Source organism: Mycobacterium sp. P7213 (assembly GCF_900604305.1).
GTDB lineage: Bacteria > Actinomycetota > Actinomycetes > Mycobacteriales > Mycobacteriaceae > Mycobacterium.
In genome coordinates this window covers 71573-88923 of record NZ_UWOA01000004.1, presented here as the reverse complement: position 1 = coordinate 88923, position 17351 = coordinate 71573, and the positions used below count along the sequence as shown (strand labels likewise).

General features: G+C 67.3%; 14 protein-coding genes. 8 read left to right on the top strand and 6 right to left on the bottom strand.

Features of this window, described 5'->3' with window-relative positions; translation table 11 throughout:
• Positions 1-80 precede the first annotated feature (80 nt).
• On the bottom strand, positions 81-275 hold the full coding sequence (locus EJK91_RS02895; protein ID WP_024440264.1) for a YbdD/YjiX family protein: 195 nt from the start codon (positions 273-275) through the stop codon (positions 81-83).
• Positions 251-2518: a carbon starvation CstA family protein gene (locus EJK91_RS02890; protein WP_125078211.1), complete on the bottom strand. Its 2268-nt coding sequence runs from the start codon at positions 2516-2518 to the stop codon at positions 251-253. Before EJK91_RS02890 ends, EJK91_RS02895 begins: the two co-directional genes overlap by 25 nt.
• Positions 2519-2636: 118 nt before the next feature.
• Between EJK91_RS02890 and EJK91_RS02885 the strand changes: the two genes are divergently transcribed.
• From EJK91_RS02885 to EJK91_RS02870, 4 genes are all read left to right on the top strand, one after another.
• Positions 2637-3395, top strand: a complete 759-nt coding sequence (locus EJK91_RS02885) for an SDR family NAD(P)-dependent oxidoreductase (RefSeq protein ID WP_024440262.1) — start codon at positions 2637-2639, stop codon at positions 3393-3395.
• A 21-nt stretch (positions 3396-3416) separates the two neighbouring features.
• Positions 3417-5582: an acyl-CoA dehydrogenase gene (locus EJK91_RS02880; RefSeq protein ID WP_125078210.1), complete on the top strand. Its 2166-nt coding sequence runs from the start codon at positions 3417-3419 to the stop codon at positions 5580-5582.
• A gap of 102 nt (positions 5583-5684) precedes the next feature.
• Positions 5685-7421 (top strand): ubiquinone-dependent pyruvate dehydrogenase, encoded by a 1737-nt coding sequence (gene poxB / locus EJK91_RS02875; protein WP_125078209.1) that lies wholly within the window; start codon positions 5685-5687, stop codon positions 7419-7421.
• A 189-nt stretch (positions 7422-7610) separates the two neighbouring features.
• On the top strand, positions 7611-8096 hold the full coding sequence (locus EJK91_RS02870) for a homocitrate synthase (RefSeq protein WP_024440259.1): 486 nt from the start codon (positions 7611-7613) through the stop codon (positions 8094-8096).
• A 20-nt stretch (positions 8097-8116) separates the two neighbouring features.
• On the opposite strand, the gene EJK91_RS02865 is transcribed toward EJK91_RS02870, so the two are convergent.
• Complete coding sequence (locus EJK91_RS02865; RefSeq protein ID WP_024440258.1) at positions 8117-9595, bottom strand: cytochrome P450; 1479 nt, start codon at positions 9593-9595, stop codon at positions 8117-8119.
• Positions 9596-9760: 165 nt separating this feature from the next.
• On the bottom strand, positions 9761-11236 hold the full coding sequence (locus EJK91_RS02860; protein ID WP_024440257.1) for a cytochrome P450: 1476 nt from the start codon (positions 11234-11236) through the stop codon (positions 9761-9763).
• A gap of 116 nt (positions 11237-11352) precedes the next feature.
• On the opposite strand from EJK91_RS02860, the gene EJK91_RS02855 reads away from it, so the two are divergent.
• The gene (locus tag EJK91_RS02855; RefSeq protein ID WP_036456910.1) at positions 11353-12003 is read left to right on the top strand and encodes a TetR/AcrR family transcriptional regulator; all 651 of its coding nucleotides are present in this window, start codon (positions 11353-11355) and stop codon (positions 12001-12003) included.
• An 82-nt stretch (positions 12004-12085) separates the two neighbouring features.
• Positions 12086-12961 (top strand): SDR family oxidoreductase, encoded by an 876-nt coding sequence (locus EJK91_RS02850; protein WP_046300912.1) that lies wholly within the window; start codon positions 12086-12088, stop codon positions 12959-12961.
• A gap of 13 nt (positions 12962-12974) precedes the next feature.
• On the opposite strand, the gene EJK91_RS02845 is transcribed toward EJK91_RS02850, so the two are convergent.
• On the bottom strand, positions 12975-14153 hold the full coding sequence (locus EJK91_RS02845) for an AAA family ATPase (protein WP_125078222.1): 1179 nt from the start codon (positions 14151-14153) through the stop codon (positions 12975-12977).
• Between the two features lie 132 nt (positions 14154-14285).
• On the opposite strand from EJK91_RS02845, the gene EJK91_RS02840 reads away from it, so the two are divergent.
• Positions 14286-15719, top strand: coding sequence for a sensor histidine kinase (locus EJK91_RS02840; RefSeq protein WP_444850790.1), 1434 nt, complete (start codon positions 14286-14288; stop codon positions 15717-15719).
• Here EJK91_RS02840 and EJK91_RS02835 read toward each other — a convergent pair.
• On the bottom strand, positions 15689-16369 hold the full coding sequence (locus EJK91_RS02835) for a response regulator transcription factor (RefSeq protein ID WP_125078208.1): 681 nt from the start codon (positions 16367-16369) through the stop codon (positions 15689-15691). The genes EJK91_RS02840 and EJK91_RS02835 overlap by 31 nt on opposite strands.
• An 81-nt stretch (positions 16370-16450) precedes the next feature.
• On the opposite strand from EJK91_RS02835, the gene EJK91_RS02830 reads away from it, so the two are divergent.
• Complete coding sequence (locus EJK91_RS02830; RefSeq protein ID WP_125078207.1) at positions 16451-17122, top strand: DedA family protein; 672 nt, start codon at positions 16451-16453, stop codon at positions 17120-17122.
• Positions 17123-17351: the final 229 nt, after the last annotated feature.

The following is a 17351-nucleotide window of genomic DNA, read 5'->3' as shown; positions in this document are numbered from 1 at the left end:
TTCGCGTCGATAAGCCGCTCGTACATGCCCACGAGTCGGTCAAGGCTTCATTAAGGTTTGGACACGGCCCGGCGCCGCTGTCAACAGCAGCGCGCCCCCGGATCGCCGTCGTGACGGTGCCGCCAGTAGTCGCGCTCGGAGAGCACCGGTTCGCCGGGATGAGCGCGGCGGCGGTACTCCAGGTAGCGGTGGTAGTGGTTGTCGCCCAACAGTGATGCCCAGTACCAGCCRATGTGGCGAGCGGCGCGCGCTAACCCGTGCAGCGGGCGTCCCATTGCGCCTGCACCTTTCGTTCGGCCGCCGTGGGGGTCAGCCCGGCAGGCGCGAATCGCTTCGACGGCACCGGTGGCGGCTCGGAGGTCGACGCTGTTCCGCGAACGGCCCGAATCGACACCATGATTCCGGCCACCACCACCACCGCCACCACCGAGGCGAACACGATCGACAAGGTGCCCTGGATGAAAGTGTTGCGGACGACATCGTGCAGCTGCGCCGCGTTGGCCGCAGATCCGAACGACGTCTCGCCGGCCCGTTCGGCGGCCCGATAGGCGAAGTGCTGCGTCCAGTAGCCCACCCGAGGATCGCCCGAGAAGATCTTCTGCCACGAGGCCGTCATGGTGACGGCCAGATCCCACAGCAGCGGAATGCCCGGAATCAGCGCCCATTTCAGGCCTGATTTCCCCTGTCCCTTCTTGATCACGATCACCGTCACTACGGTCAGCGCGATCGCGGCCAGCAACTGGTTGGCGATACCGAACAGCGGGAAAAGGGTGTTGATTCCGCCGAGCGGATCGGTGACGCCCATCAACAGGATCGAACCCCACCCGGCGACCACGGCCAGACTGCAAACCCACGCCCCGATCCGCCAACTCGGGTTGGACAGCCGGCGCAGCGGTCCGCCCAGGTTGCTCAACGCGTCGCCGAGCATGAATCGGGCCACCCGGGTGCCGGCGTCCACGGTGGTCAGGATGAACAGCGCCTCGAACATGATCGCGAAGTGGTACCAGAAGGCCTTCAGGCCCGGTCCGCCGAACACCCGCCCCAACACATCGGCCATGCCCAGCGCCAGGGTGGGGGCCCCGCCGGTACGCGACACGATCGACTGTTCGCCGACCGACGTGGCGGCCTCGGTGATCTGGTCGGCGGTCGCCGGGGACCCGCCGAGCCCGAGCCCGTTGACGTAAGCGGCGGCGCTCTCGGCGCTACCGCCGGTCGCGGCGACCGGGGCGTTGAGGGTGAAGAACAGGTGCTGGTCCAGAATCGACGCGGTGATCAGCGCCATCACCGCCACGAAAGACTCGGTGAGCATGCCCCCGTAGCCGATCAGGCGCATCTGGCTCTCTTTTTCCAGCAGTTTCGGGGTGGTACCCGAGGCGATCAGCGAATGGAATCCCGACAGCGCGCCACAGGCGATCGTGATGAACAGGAACGGGAACAGCGACCCCGCGAACACCGGTCCTTCGCCGGTGCGGGCGAACTCCGAGACGGCAGGCGCCGCCATCAGCGGCCGGGCGATCAGGATGCCGACGGCCAGCAGGATGATGGTGCCGACCTTCATGAACGTGGACAGGTAGTCACGCGGTGCGAGCAGCAGCCACACCGGCAGCACCGAGGCGGCGAAGCCGTAGCCGATGATGCACCAGGACAACGTCACCGGGGACAGCGTGAACCATGCGACACCCCAAGAGGTTTCGGCGACCCACTTGCCCGATGCGACGGCACCCAGCAGAGCCACGATGCCGATCAGGGACACCTCGGACACCCGGCCCGGCCGCAAGAATCGCAGGTAGAACCCCATGAACAGGGCGATCGGAATGGTCATCGCGATGGAGAACACGCCCCAAGGACTGACCGCCAACGCCCGCACCACGATCAGCGCAAGCACCGCGATCAGGATCACCATGATGACCAGCACGCCGATGATCGCGGCCGCACCGCCGACGACGCCCAGTTCCTCGCGGGCCATCTGTCCCAAGGAGCGGCCCCGTCGGCGCACCGAGCACCACAACACCAGGTAGTCCTGTACACAACCGGCCACCACTGCGCCGATGATGATCCAGATGGTCCCCGGCAGGTAGCCCATCTGAGTGGCCAGCACCGGGCCGACCAGCGGACCTGCGCCGGCGATCGCCGCGAAGTGGTGGCCGAACAGCACCCGCCGATCGGTCGGCAGATAGTCGGTACCGTCCTCGAAGATCTCCGCCGGCGTGGCGTGGTCATCGCGGGGGCGCACGATCTTGCGCTCGATAAACCTTGCGTAGAAACGGAATCCGATGGTGTAGGTGCAGACCGCGGCGATCACGAACCACACCGCGTTCACCGACTCGCCGCGGGCGAACGCGATCGATGCCCACGCCACCGCCCCCGCGACCGCAAGCGCACCGAACACGACCTTGTGCCGTGCGGAGATCGGCGAGCGATCGATGACCGCCACTGCGGGCAGCTCGGGGTCGGTGTGCACATAGGTCACCGGTCCGTCGTGTCGCTCGACTACCTCTGTCGCCGTCGGTGCGGCCACAAGTACCTCCTCGGGGGCCTTCTCCGATGCCCGAGGGGCAGCGGTTTCCGAGCGGAACGATAACTTGTCCTAGATTCTCAACTACTAGATTTCCAGTAACGGCGGCGAAGGGGTCTGCATGGATATCAACGGTAAGAAGGTCATCATCGTCGGCGGGGCCTCTGGGATGGGCCGCGCCACCGCGGAGCTGCTGGCTGCCGGCGGGGCAGATGTCGCGGTGCTCGACCGGGAAGGCTCGGAGGGCAAGCAAGTCGCAGACGGCTTCGGCGGTGCCTTCTATCCGGTGGACATCACCGACTTCGACGCCACCGAGAAGACTCTGGCCGCGGCGGTCGAGGGCCTGGGCGGGCTGCACGTCATCGTCACCACGGCCGGCGGGGGTATCGCCAAACGCACTTTGAGCAAGTCCGGCCCGCACGACCTGGAGTCCTTCCGTGCGGTGATCGACCTGAACCTGATCGCCACGTTCAACATCAACCGGCTGGCCGCCGCGCACATGAGCACCAACGAGCCCGAAGACGAAGAACGCGGTGTCATCATCAACACGGCGTCGATCGCGGCCTTCGAGGGCCAGATCGGCCAGGTCGCCTACACCGCCGCCAAGGCGGGTGTGGCCGGTATGGCCCTGACCATGGCTCGCGACCTCGGTTCGGTGGGCATCCGGGCGTTGGCGATCGCGCCGAGCCTGTTCGCCACCGGCCTGACCAAGGGCATTCCCGAGGAGTTCGCCAGTGCCCTGACCCGCGACGCTGCGTTCCCCAAGCGCCTGGGCCGGCCCGAGGAGTTCGCCAAGTTGGTTGCCGCAGTCGTCGACAACCCGATGCTCAACGGACAATGCCTGCGGCTCGACGCCGGGCAGCGGTTCGCCCCCAAGTAAACGAAAGCCAGGAGATTCCCCATGGGCATTGGATTGACCGACGACCACCGCGAACTTGCCGAGGTGGCCCGCGGATTCTTGACCGCACAGAAGGCCCGCTCGGAGGCCCGTGCGCTGCTGGACGCCGCCGAGGAGACTCGGCCCCCGTTCTGGACCGAACTGGCGTCCCTGGGCTGGCTGGGCCTGCATATCGGCGAGGAATACGGCGGCTCCGGTTTCGGCCTGCCCGAGTTGGTGGTGGTGATCGAGGAGCTGGGCCGCGCAGTGGCCCCGGGTCCGTTCGTCCCGACCGTCATCGCCTCCGCGGTGATCGCCGCGGCCGGCAGCCCCGAGCAGCAGGCCCGCCTGCTGCCCGGCCTGATCGACGGTTCGGTCACCGCCGGAGTGGGCCTGGCCGGCGACATCGTCCTGGACGGCGGTGTGGCCTCCGGTGACGCCGGGGTGGTGCTGGGCGCGGGCCTGGCCGATCTGCTGCTGGTGGCCGCCGGCGAGGACGTCCTGGTGCTCGAGCGCGACCGTGCCGGGGTCAACGTCGACGTGCCCGGCAACCTCGACCCCACCCGCCGGTCCGGGCGCGTGACGCTGACCGGTGTCGGAGTCAGCGCCGACGACGTCCTGGCCGGAGGGCGTGAGTCCGCGCTGGCGCGCGCCCGGGTGCTGCTGGCCGCCGAAGCAGTCGGCGGTGCGGCCGATTGCACCGATTCGGCGGTCGAGTACGCCAAGGTGCGCGAACAGTTCGGCCGCACCATCGCCACCTTCCAGGCCATCAAGCACCACTGCGCCAACATGCTGGTCGCTGCCGAGTCGGCGGTCGCCGCGGTCTGGGACGCCGCCCGGGCTGACGGAGAGGACGAGTACGCCTTCCGGTTGGCCGCCGCGGTGGCCGCCACGCTGGCCTTCCCCGCCTACGTGCGCAACGCCGAGCTCAACATCCAGGTGCACGGCGGTATCGGCTACACCTGGGAGCACGACGCCCACCTGCAGCTGCGTCGGGCCTTGACGGTGCAGGCGCTGTTCGGCGGCGACGCGCCGGCGCTGGCGGTCTTCGAGAGCGCCGCGGCCGGCATCACCCGGGCCAACAGCCTGGACCTGCCGCCCGAGGCAGAGGAGTTGCGCACCCGAATCCATGCCGACGCGGCCGAGATCGCGGAGTTGGGCGCCGAAGACCAGCTGGACAAGCTGATCGCGACCGGCTATGTCATGCCGCACTGGCCCAAGCCGTGGGGCCGGGCCGCCGACGCCGTCGAGCAGTTGGTGATCGAGCAGGAGTTCAGCGCCGCGGGCATCCAACGGCCCGACTACTCGATCACCGGCTGGGTGATCCTGACGCTCATTCAGCAGGGCACCGACTGGCAGATCGAGCGCTTCGTGGAGAAGGCGCTGCGCCAGGAGGAGATCTGGTGCCAGCTGTTCTCCGAACCCGCCGCCGGTTCGGATGCCGCCGCGGTCAAGACCAAGGCAACCCGGGTCGAGGGTGGCTGGAAGATCAACGGCCAGAAGGTGTGGACCTCCGGTGCGCATCTGTGCCGGCGTGGCCTGGCCACGGTGCGCACCGACTTCGACGTCCCCAAGCACGCCGGTATCACCATGGTGATCATCGACATGAAGGCGCCCGGCGTCGAAGTGCGGCCGCTGCGCCAGATCACCGGCGGCTCGGAGTTCAACGAGGTGTTCTTCAACGATGTGTTCGTTCCCGACGAGGACGTCGTCGGGGAGGTCAACGCGGGCTGGAAGGTCGCCCGCGCCACCTTGGGCAACGAGCGGGTCAGCATCGGCGGTGGTGGTTCCTTCACCGCCGGGGTGGACCAGAGACTGATCGCGCTGGCTCAGCAGCACCGGAATTCGGTGGCCGACGCCGCGGCCCGGATCGGCCGGTTCGTCGCCGACGAGCACGCGCTGCGGCTGCTGAACCTGCGCCGGGTGGCGCGCAGCATCGCCGGCGCCGGTCCCGGACCCGAGGGCAACGTCACCAAGCTCAAGCTGGCCGAGCACATGGGTGATGGTGCGGCCATCGGAGCCGCGCTGCTGGGTCCCGACGTCGCCCTGGATGACGGGCCGGGCGCAATGGCGGGCCGGATGGTGATGGGGGCGCGCGGTATCGCAATCGCCGGCGGCACCTCGGAGGTGACGCGCAACCAGATCGCCGAGCGAATTCTGGGGATGCCCCGTGACCCGCTGATCAAGTAGCGTTTCGGGGACAGACACCCCTGCGCGGGCGTGCAGAGTTGTCCGGCGAAAGTCCTGGTGGCGCCGAACAACTCTGCACGGTCGCCAGTTAGGAGACGCGAAATGGCAACCGTCGCCGACCATGTCATTACCGTTCTCCAGCGCAGCGGGGTGCGGCGCATCTTCGGGATACCCGGTGACAGCCTCAACGGGCTCACCGATGCGATCCGCCGGGCCGGCGACTTCGGCTGGGAACAGGTGCGCCACGAGGAGACCGCTGCGTTCGCGGCCGCCGCGGAGGCGGCTTTGCGCGGTGGTTTGGCGGTATGCGCCGGTAGTTGCGGACCCGGCAACCTGCACCTGATCAACGGCCTGTTCGATGCGCAGCGCAGCCGGGTGCCGGTGCTGGCGATCGCTGCCCACATCCCGCTCGCCGAGGTCGGCTCCGAGTATTTCCAAGAAACCCACCCGCAGAACCTATTTCGTGAGTGCAGTGTCTACTGCGAGTTGGTCAGCACCCCCGAGCAGGCGCCGCGCATCTTGGAGCTGGCCATGCGTGCGGCGGTGGAGGAGAACGGCGTCGCCGTCGTGGTGGTGCCGGGCGAGATCTTCGGTCACCGTCTCGACGAGACCGCCTGGGGGGCGCGTCCGGTGCGGCCCACCGGATCGGTATGCCACCCCGACGAGCAGGGGTTGCGGGCGGCCGCGGCCATGCTCAACTCGGCCGCCAACGTCACCATTTTGGCCGGTGCCGGAGTTGCCGGCGCCCATGGCCAGGTGATGGAGTTGGCGCACACCTTGGCAGCGCCTATCGTGCACGCGTTACGCGGCAAGGAGTACATCGAGTACGACAATCCCTACGACGTCGGTATGACAGGACTGCTGGGTTTCGCGTCCGGGTACAAGGCGATCCGCGAAGCCGATGTGTTGCTGATGCTGGGCACCGACTTTCCCTACCAGCAGTTCTATCCCGATCGTGCGCAGATCATTCAAGTCGACATTCGCGGTCGAAACCTCGGCCGGCGCACCCCGATCGATCTCGGGCTGCTCGGCACGGTTACCGACACCGTCGCCGCGTTACAGCCATTGCTGGCACCCAAGAATGACCGCAGTCACCTGGAAAGGTCGCTCAAGCACTACCGCAAGACCCGCCAGCGACTCGACTCGCTGGCGTCCAACGATCGAGGCCGCACGCCGATACGTCCCGAATATGTTGCCGCGGTGGCTAATCGGTTGGCCTCAGCTGACGCGGTTTTCACCGTCGACGTCGGGTCCCCGGTGGTATGGGCGGCCCGGTACGTGACCATGAACGGGCGACGGCGACTGATCGGATCGTTCAACCACGGCACCATGGCGTGCGCGCTGCCGCACGCGATCGGCGCTCAGTCCTTCGATCGGAAGCGGCAGGTTGTCGCGTTGGCCGGCGACGGTGGCCTGGCGATGCTGTTCGGCGAGCTGCTGACCTTGACGCAGAATCGCTTGCCGGTCAAGGTGATCGTGTTCAACAATTCGTCGCTGAACTTCGTCGAACTGGAGATGAAGGCCGCCGGCATCGTCAACTTCGGTACCGAGCTGGAGAATCCGGACTTCGGCGCCGTCGCCACCGCGCTGGGCATGTTCGGTAGGCGGGTGGAGCGGCCGGCCGATTTGGAAGCGGCGCTGACCGAGGCGTTCGCCTACGACGGACCAGCGGTCGTCGACGTCGTCACCGCACGCCAGGAACTGTCGATTCCGCCGGCGATCACCGCTGAACAGGCCAAAGGCTTCTCGCTCTACGCGATCCGGACGATCCTGGCCGGTCGCAGCGACGAACTGCTGGACCTGGTGACCACCAACGTGGCCCGCCGCATCTTGAATTGATATCGATCTCGACGCCAGTCGATAAATGCGTTGCGCGTCCAGCGGCCGCGCGATTAGGCTGAGTGACACCATGCGTTATCCAGTCGTAGTAGCCGGCACCCGCAGCGGGGTCTGATCCAGACCGACCCCCCGCTGTGGGTCGGAAGCTACTCCCGTCGGTCGCTCTCTTCGAGCAGAAAAGACCGCACTATGGCCAGCACATCCTTCGCAGACCGATTCGACACCCGACTACCGCGTGAACTGCGCGACCCGGGCGAACAGCTCACGTGGGAAGGCTTTGTGGCCAACTACGGGCGTTGTGCCGGACCGCTGCGGCTGGGCCGCTGGCGTTGCCTGGACGTCGATCGCCCCGCGGCACGGCTGGGGCTCCAGGGCCGCACTTACCAGGCGACAATCGCCATCGGAGATCGGACCGGCACGTGCACCGCAGCGGCGCACGGTCCGCTGGCCGCACTGACCGAGATGCTGTACGAGCGGGGTATCACGCTGGAAATCCTCGGATTCCATCAGCTCCGCTGCGGCACCGAGACGGCGACGTTCATCCACGGTTCCAACGGTCGCGAGACGGCCTGGGCGGTGGGGTTTGCCCCCGAGGCTGGACGCTCAGCCGTGGACGCTGTTGTCACTTGCGTCAACCGGCTTCTCACGGCGGAGTGCGATACGTCTGCGCGGTGAGTGGAAGGCGACGGCGCAAACTAGAGCTGGCGCAAGACGATCGGCATCCCGTCCGCCGGAATGGGCATGCCGCCGTAGTCCCAGCGTGTCCGATATCCGGGGCGCGGCAACTCCAGCCGGTACCGTCGCAGCAGCCGGTGCAAGATCGCCTTGACTTCGAGGCGGCCGAATGTCATGCCGATGCACTTGTGCGCACCGCCGCCGAACGGATTGAACGCGTAGCGGTGCCGCTTGTGCTCGCTGCGCGGCTCGGTGAACCGTTCCGGGTCGAACTTCATCGGCTCCGTCCATAGCTCGGGGAGACGGTGGTTCACGCCGGGGTATGCGATGACGTTGGTGCCCTGGGGGATGAAGTAGCCCAGTAGCTCGGTGTCGCGGACTGCCTGGCGCATCGCCCACTGCACCGGTGTCACCAGGCGGATCGATTCGTCCATCACCAAATCGAGCGATTCCAGCTTCTCCAGAGATTCGATGTCGAGCGGTCCGTCGCCCAGTCGATCCGATTCGTCACGGCAGCGTTGCTGCCATTCCGGGTTGCCCGCGAGGTTATAGACCATTGAGGTGGCCGTCGACGTCGACGTGTCGTGGGCGGCCATCATCAAAAAGATCATGTGGTTGACGATGTCGATGTCGGAGAACCGGTTGCCGTCTTCGTCCTCGGCCGAGCACAGCGCGGTGAGCAGGTCGTTGCCTTCCTTGCCGCGGTGTTCCTGGACCCGGGCGGTGAAGTAGGCCTCCAGGAGTTCGCGCGCCTTGAGGCCACGCCACCAGGTGAAGGGCGGCACGCTGGTTCGGATCACTGCGTTGCCGGCCCGGGTCGTCGTGGTGAACGCCTTATTGACCTTGGTGACCAGCTCGCGGTCGGTGCCGGGCTGGTGCCCCATGAACACCAGCGCGGCGATGTCGAGGGTGAGTTCCTTCATCGCGGGGTACAGCAGGAAGCGCGGGTCGTCGGTGACCCAGTCGTTGGCGATCACCTGGGAGGCGACCAGGTCGATCTGTTCGACATAGCCGACCAGGCGGGGTCGTACGAACGCCTCCTGCATGATCCGGCGATGGAACATGTGTTCCTCGAAGTCCAGCAGCATCAGGCCCCGGTTGAAGAACGGCCCGATTACCGGCACCCAGCCCTGTTGCGAATAGTCCTTGTTGCGGTTGGAGTAGATGACCTGCGTCGCATCGGGTCCCAGTGCTGCGACGGCGGGCAAGACGGGCGAATCGCCGAACAACAGTGGCCCGTGCGTGTGATAGATGCGCATCAGGTAGTCAGGGCCGCCGCGCAGCATCTCGATCATGTGCCCCAGGATGGGCAGCCCGGAGTCGCCGAGGACCGGTTTGAGGCCACTGCCCGGGGGCGGCTCGGCGAGCTTCTTCTCCGGGAACTCCATGTTCAACAGCCGTTTCTCCAGCGCCCCCATACCGGGGAAGTTGTTGAACGACGGGGTGAACCGGCGCTTGGCCTGGTCGATCAGGTACTGCGGCGTGCTGATCGTCGTCACCGACGCTCCTTTACGGCGCCCGACGGGCTGTGGCGCCCGTCACTTGCCCGCCATCCTTGGATCAAACTTGACGACTGTCAAGGCCGACTCCAGCGTGGCGCGCCGCGAAGTTCCGGGTCGAGTGGCGCCGGCGTGTCAGGAGGTGATGTGTCAGGCGCGCGGGGGCTACAGCCGGCGCAGGACTATCGGCATGCCGTCCATCGGGATGGGCATGCCGCCGTAGTCCCAGCGCGGCTTGTAGCCGGGATGCGACAGCTCGATCCGGTACTGGCGCAGCAACCGGTGCAGCACCGTCTTGATCTCGAGGCGTCCGAACACCATCCCGATGCACTTGTGCGCGCCGCCACCGAACGGGGCCCAGGCGTAGCGGTGCTTCTTGTGCTCCGACCGCGGCTCGAGGAATCGCTCCGGGTCGAACTGACGGGGATTGGTGTACAGCTCGGGCAGCCAGTGGTTCATCCCTGGCCACGTCACGACGTTGGTACCGGCCGGTACGTAATGGCCCAACAGATCGGTGTCGCGCACGGTCTGGCGCATATTGAACGGCAGGGGAGTCACCAGCCGCAAGGACTCGTCCATGACCAGGTCGAGGGTCTCCAGCTTCTCCAGCGACTCGATGTCCAAGGGGCTGTCGCCGAGCCGCGTCGACTCGTCGCGGGCGCGGTCCTGCCACTCGGGGTGTGCGGCCAGGTGGTAGATCATCGTGGTCACCGTCGAGGTGGTGGTGTCGTGGGCGGCCATCATCAAGAAGATCATGTGGTTGACGATGTCGGCATCGGAGAAGCTGTTGCCGTCCTCGTCGGAGGTGTGACAGAGCACGGTGAGCATGTCGGTGCCCTCGACCTTGCGACGCTCCTTGACTCGCTCCACGAAGTAGTCCTCGAGCAGCTTGCGGCCCTGCAGGCCCTGCCACCACTTGAACGGGGGCAGGCCGGTGCGGATGATGGCGCCGCCGGCCCGGGTGGTCTGCTCGAAGGCACGGTTGACCTTGGTGACCAGTTGGTGGTCACTGCCCGGCTCGTGGCCCATGAACACCACCGAGGCGACGTCGAGAGTCAGCTCCTTCATCGCCGGGTACACCAAGAAGCGGCCGTCGTCGGTGGGCCAGTCGGCCACGATCGCCGAAGCCACCCGGTCGATGTCCTCGACGTAGCTGGCCAGCCGGGGCCGCGTGAAGGCCGACTGCATGATCCGCCGGTGCGCCATGTGCTCGTCGAACTCCAGCATCATCAAGCCGCGGTTGAAGAACGGCCCGATAACCGGAAGCCAGCCCTTCTGCGAGAAGTCCTTGTTCTTGTTGGTGAAGATCGTCTGGGTGGCGTCGGGTCCCAACGCGACGATCGAGGGCAGGATCGGCGAGTCGGCGAACGTGACCGGGCCGCGGGTGTTGTACAGGTGCAGCGGGAAATCGGGGCCCTGACGGAACATCTCGACGATATGTCCCAGCAGCGGCAGACCGGAGTCGCCCACGACCGGCTTGAGGCCGCTGCCCGCCGGCGGGGTCGCCAAAGTACGCTGCGGCCAGTCGACGTTCATCAGCCGCTTCTCGAGCAAACCCATGCCGGGGATGGTGTTCACGGTCGGGGTGAACCGGCGCTTGGCCTGGTCCAGCAGGTAACGCGGGGTACTGATGGTGGTCACGAACGCTCCTTAGCGGCCCGATAGGCTGTGGTAGCCGTCACTTGGTCACTAATACTTGGATCAAATTTGACGCCTGTCAAGTTTGAATCCAGCCCGGCGTGGTGCAAGGTGCAAAGGTGAACACTGAGGACAGCGCAGGCGGGCGGTCTCCCGACGATCTGCCCGTGCGCCGGGGCGACAAGCAACGCCAGGCGATTGTTCAGGCGGTGCGGGAGCTGCTGGAGGAAAAGCCCTTCGCGGAACTGTCGGTCAGCACCATCAGCGACCGGGCAGGGGTGGCCCGCTCGGGGTTCTATTTCTACTTCGACTCCAAATACGCTGTGCTCGCCCACATCCTGGCCGAGGCCACGCACGAGCTCGAAGAACTGACGCACTATTTCGCGCCGCGGGGCGCCGACGAATCGACGGAGGCATTCGCCCAGCGCATGGTGGGTAGCGCGGCTGCGGTCTACGCCCACAACGATCCGGTGATGTCGGCGTGCAACTTGGCGCGCAACAGTGACGCCGAGATCCGGGAGCTGCTCGACGCCCAGATCGACGCGGTGATCGACCAGATCGTCGCCGTGGTCAACGACGAGATTGCCGCGGGGACCGCGAACCCGATCAGCGACGACGTCCCCGCGCTGGTGCGGACCCTGGGCGCGACCACCGCCTACATGCTTTCCGGAGACGGCGCTTTCGTGGGGCCCGCTGGTGATGTGGGTCGTGGCGTGCAGGTGCTCGAGGCGTTGTGGCGCACCGCGCTGTGGGGCGGTCGCAACAGCTAGCCGGCGAGTCACCGGGTGGCGCGATCGGCTTGATTGGGGATTGCATCAGCGGTGCGCGGTACCGCCGGTATCGTCTGCACCCATGACACGCGTAGCGCAGTACTACAGGGGCAAGCGGTGCTTCATCACCGGAGCGGCGAGCGGGATCGGACGGGCTACCGCGTTGCGGCTGGCTGAGTTCGGTGCCGAGCTGTACCTGACCGACCGCAACGCCGAAGGTTTGGCCGAAACTGTGGCCGATGCGCGCGCCTTGGGTGCGTTGGTACCCGAGCATCGGGCCCTCAACATCGCTGACTACGACGAGGTCGCCGCGTTCGCCGCCGAAATCCATGCGCGCCATGAGCCCATGGACGTCGTGATGAACATCGCCGGTATCTCGGCGTGGGGGACCGTCGACCGCCTCAGCCATGAACAGTGGCGGAAGCTGGTCGACATCAACCTCATGGGCCCGATCCACGTCATCGAGAGCTTCATTCCGCCGATGCTGGCCGCCGGCCGCGGCGGGCACCTGGTCAATGTGTCCTCGGCAGCCGGAATCGTCGCGCTGCCCTGGCACGCGGCCTACTCCGCCAGCAAGTACGGCCTGCGCGGCGTGTCCGAGGTGCTGCGCTTCGACCTGGCTCGGCACAAGATCGGGGTGTCGGTGGTGGTTCCCGGTGCGGTCAAGACCGGGCTGGTGCACACCGTCGAGATCGCCGGTGTGGACCGCGAGGACCCGCAGGTGGAGAAATGGGTGGGCCGGTTCGCCGGCCATGCCGTCTCCCCGGAGAAGGCCGCCGACAAGATCCTGGCCGGGGTGGCGCGCAACCGCTACCTGGTCTACACCTCCGGTGACATCCGGGCGCTGTACGCGTTCAAGCGGCTGGCCTGGCTGCCCTACAGCGTGGCCATGCGTCAGGCCAACGTGCTGTTCAGCCGGGCGCTGCGCCCCTCGCAGACGTCGCTGCCCGGCTCCTGAGCCGCCACACCACTCAACGGCTGCCCCAGTCCCACGGCGGGGTGTTGAGCAGGCCCAGGCCGGCGACCCGCGTCTCGCCGAAGTCCTTGTAGACCTCGATCTCCGCGGCGTCGTCGCCGTCGGCTTCGGCGACCGGCACGGCGGCGAGCAGTTCGGGCATGGTGCGCGTGTGGGTGACCACCACGAGCTGGGTTCGGGTGGCAGCGGTCCGGATGAGCTCGGTCAGCGGCGCCACCAAGTCGGGATGCAGTGACGTCTCCGGCTCGTTGAGAACCATCAGCGACGGTGGCTGCGGGCTCAGCAGAGCGGCGGCCCACAACAGGAAGCGCAGGGTGCCGTCGGACAGTTCGGCGGCACGCAACGGGCGCAGCATGCCCCGCTGGCGCAGCTGCAGATCGAACATGCCGTCGTGCGCGCTGACCGACAGCGTCGCCCCGTCGAATGCGGCTGCGACCGCACGGTCCAGCTCGTCATCGCCGGACTCGATGATGGTCTGCACGGCCGCGGCCAGGTCGATGCCGTCGCCGGCGAGTACCGGCGTGCGTGTACCGACCTGGGGCCGTCGCACCGGTGCGTCGGCATCCACCCGGAAGCCGTCGTAGAAGCGCCAGTCGCGCAGCCGGTCGCGGACCGCGGCCAGCTCCGGATGGGCACCGGGGTGGGCGAATTCGGCGAGCACGCTCCGATAGCTCGGCAGCGTCCGGGACAGTTCCTCGACGCCGGCGTCGACGCTGGCCTGCGCGAAAGCCCGGGTGCGGCTCACCAACGTGGCGCCGCGCCGCGGTACCGGCCCGGCGAAGATCACTTCCCGCTTGATCTCCGGATCGTGAGCGAACGCCGAGTTGACACCGGGGGACTGCGGCAATCCCAGATCGACCAGGTAGCCGAAATCGTCAGAGGCGAAACCCATCTCCAGCGAGACCGGTCGAGTGCGCACGCTGCCCTCGGCGGCGCCGCTGCGGCGCGCCTCGCCGAGCTGTTCGGGGCCGGCCCACAGCACCGACTCCAGGCCGCCCTCGCGGGCCAGCGAGCCGATCACCTCCCCGCGCCCGCAGTCGGCCAACAGTCGTAACGCCCGGTACAGCGACGACTTGCCGGTGCCGTTGGCCCCGGTCACGACCGTGAGAGGACTCAACGGCAGCACCAGCTCGCGCAGCGAGCGGTAACCCCGTACGGCCAGCGTCGACAGCATGCCCGGGACGTTAGCGGGTGCCTGCGACGGGATGGGCGTCATGAGCAAGCTCGCGGCCTCAGTGCCATCACAGCCGCGGCGGGCGACGATGACGGGCATGCTGGGTCGATATGCGATGAACCGGGAGGCGGGGTGAGAGGCAACACGCACCGGATGCGGGCCGTCATCAAGCGGGTTCGCTCGCTGTACAGCGGTGTTCGGACCCGATCGGCGCTGGCCGCCGCCGCGGTGATGACCGTCTGCCTCGCCATCGCGGGCGGGCTGCTGCTGTTGGTGCTGTATCGGTCGCTGGAATCGACCGCCGAGAGCGCGGCCGGCCTGCGTGCCGAACACATCGCCGCCCAGCTGCGGTCCGGTGACTTCGACGACATGGAGTCGGCGTTACTGGCCACCGATGGGCACATCGCCGTCGTGCAGGTCGTCGGCGCGTCGGGCGCCGTCCGGGCCGCCTCCAACGGCGCGCCCCGATCGCCGCTGGCCGCGGTAGCCCTCGCCGACGGTCAAGCGCGCTATGTCGGCCGCGTCGAATCCGCTACCGGCGAAGAATATTGGGTCTCGGCTCGCGGTGCTGCCGCCGACGGAGCACCCGTCACCGTGCTGGTGGGGGTGGACCGTGAACCGGTCGAGGAGATCGTGACAGTGGTGGGTGTGCTGCTGGCGGTGGGTGCACCGATTTTGATCGCGCTGGTGGCGGCGGGGACCTTCCGCCTGGTCGGCGCCGCGCTACGGCCGGTGGAAGCGATCCGCACCCGGGTGGCGTCGATCTCGAGTGCCGATCTGACCGAGCGGGTGCCGGTTCCCCGAACCCATGACGAGATCGCCGAATTGGCAACGACGATGAACGCCATGCTGTCTCGACTGGAGCATGGCAGGGCCGCCCAGCTGCGTCTGGTCGGCGACGTCTCGCATGAATTGCGCAGCCCGCTGGCCACCATCACCACCGCGCTGGAGCTGGCCAGTGCACGGCCCGAGCTGATGGACCGGGCACTGATCGACGAGTCGCTTCTTCCCGAATCACACCGGATGAGCCGACTTCTCGAGGACCTGTTGCTGCTGGCCCGCTCCGATGAAGGGGCGCTGGGATTGCGGGGGGAGGACGTCGACGTCGACGATCTGTTGGCGGCCGAGGCGAACCGACTCGGCGCCGGCGGCTCGGTCGGCGTCGCGACCGATATCCGGGCCTGCCGGGTCACCGGCGACCGCGCCGCCCTGACCCGGGTGATTCGCAACCTGGTCGACAACGCCGCACGGTATGCGCGCAGCACGGTGACGCTGAGCTGCCGTCCGGCCTCCGACGGCGTGGTCATCACGATTGCCGACGACGGCCCGGGGATCCCGGCGGCCGAACGGAGCCGGATCTTCGAACGGTTCGTCCGACTCGACGCGGCCCGTGCCCGGACGTCGGGTGGCACCGGACTTGGCCTGGCGATCGTCGCAGAGGTGGTGCGTGCCCACCGCGGAAGCGTTGCCGTGGACGATGCTGCCGCCGGTGGTGCGGTGTTTACCGTCTCACTGCCGCAGCGGGGTTTCCCCGATCAAGAGTCGAGGTCCGAGCGCAGCCGGTAACCGGCGCCGCGCACCGTCTCGATGGTGGCGAGCCCGAACGGTGCGTCGATCTTGCGCCGCAGATACCCGATGTAGACCTCGACGACGTTCTCGTCGCCGGTGTAGTGGGTGTCCCATACCGATCGCAAGATGTCGGCCTTGGTGACGACGTCATCCCGGTGTCGCATCAAGAACTGCAGCAGACCGAATTCTCGCGGCGTCAACATGATCACCGTGTCGCCGCGGGTCACCCGGCGGCGCGCCGGATCCAGTGACAGGGTGCCAGCGGTCAGCAATGTCGGACGTTCCGGGGCGCCTCGGCGCAGCAATGCGCGCAGCCGCGCCACCAGGACGACGAACGAGAACGGTTTGGTCAGATAGTCGTCGGCGCCGATGTCGAAGGCATCGGCCATGTCGTACTCGCCGTCCTTGGCCGACAACATGAGCACCGGCGTCCACACCTGCTGCACCCGCAGCTCGCGGACCACCTGGTAGCCGCTGAGGCCGGGCAACATGATGTCCAGCACCACTACGTCGTAGTCGCCGGTGGTGGCGGCGGCCAGGCCCGCTGCACCGTCGTGTTCGACATCGACGACGAAGCCCTCGGCCGCCAGTCCGCGACGCACGGTCTCAGCCAGCCGCGCCTCGTCTTCGACCAGCAATATCCGCACGACACCAGTACAGCAGAGGTCGACCACGTGGCCAGCTGCCTTCTCAGCGGTCCCACAGCGTCTCGCGGACAAGCTGGGGCCATGACCGGAATTACTACCAACCCCGACACCTTGATCGCCACGTTCGGTCTGTTGGGTGTGCTGGCGGTCGTGTTCGTCGAGACGGGCCTCTTGGTGGGTTTCTTCTTGCCCGGCGACTCGCTGCTGTTCACCGCGGGGGTGCTGGCCGCTCAAGTTCACCCGGCGGTTCCGATCTGGCTGCTGGTCCTGACCGTTCCGGCCGCCTCGATCGCCGGCGACCAGTGCGGCTATCTCCTCGGTGCCAAGGCGGGACCGGCGGTCCTGGAGACGCGGGCGGCCCGACGGCTCGGCCATCAACAGGTGGAACGGGCCCAGCGCTACTTCGCCGTCCACGGCAAGGCCACGGTCTTTCTGGCGCGCTTCGTGGCGGTGGCGCGGGCACTCACGCCGGTCCTGGCCGGGGCGTCAGGAATGCGCCACCGCACCTTCACCGCCTATAGCATCGCGGGGTCCGTGGCCTGGGGTGCGGGCGTTCCTTTGCTGGGGTATCTGCTGGGCGGGATCGGGTTCGTCCGGGCCCACCTCGACCTGGTTCTGCTGGCGGTCATCGCAGTCTCGCTGGTCCCGGTCTTGCTGGGTGTCGTGGGTGGTCGTCTGCGGCGGCACAGCACGCGTCCGGCTCAGGTAGACGCCGAGAATCCGCCGGAGTCGGTACCTGCCGGTATGCGCTGAGCCGCGCGGCAGAAGGGTTTGCTGTCCGGTGGTCGTTGGCGGCTTGCCCCACTCCCGTGTCGGTGCCGAGTGGTAAACCTGCGGTTATGAGGCGAGGGACGCCAGAATGTGAGATGCGACACGCCGACGCGGATGGTGTCGCACGCTTACGACCAGCGAATTTCAACAATGTCGTTCAGAACATCTAGTATTAACCCCGAGGGATGACCACTAGGTGTAGTGTTCGGGG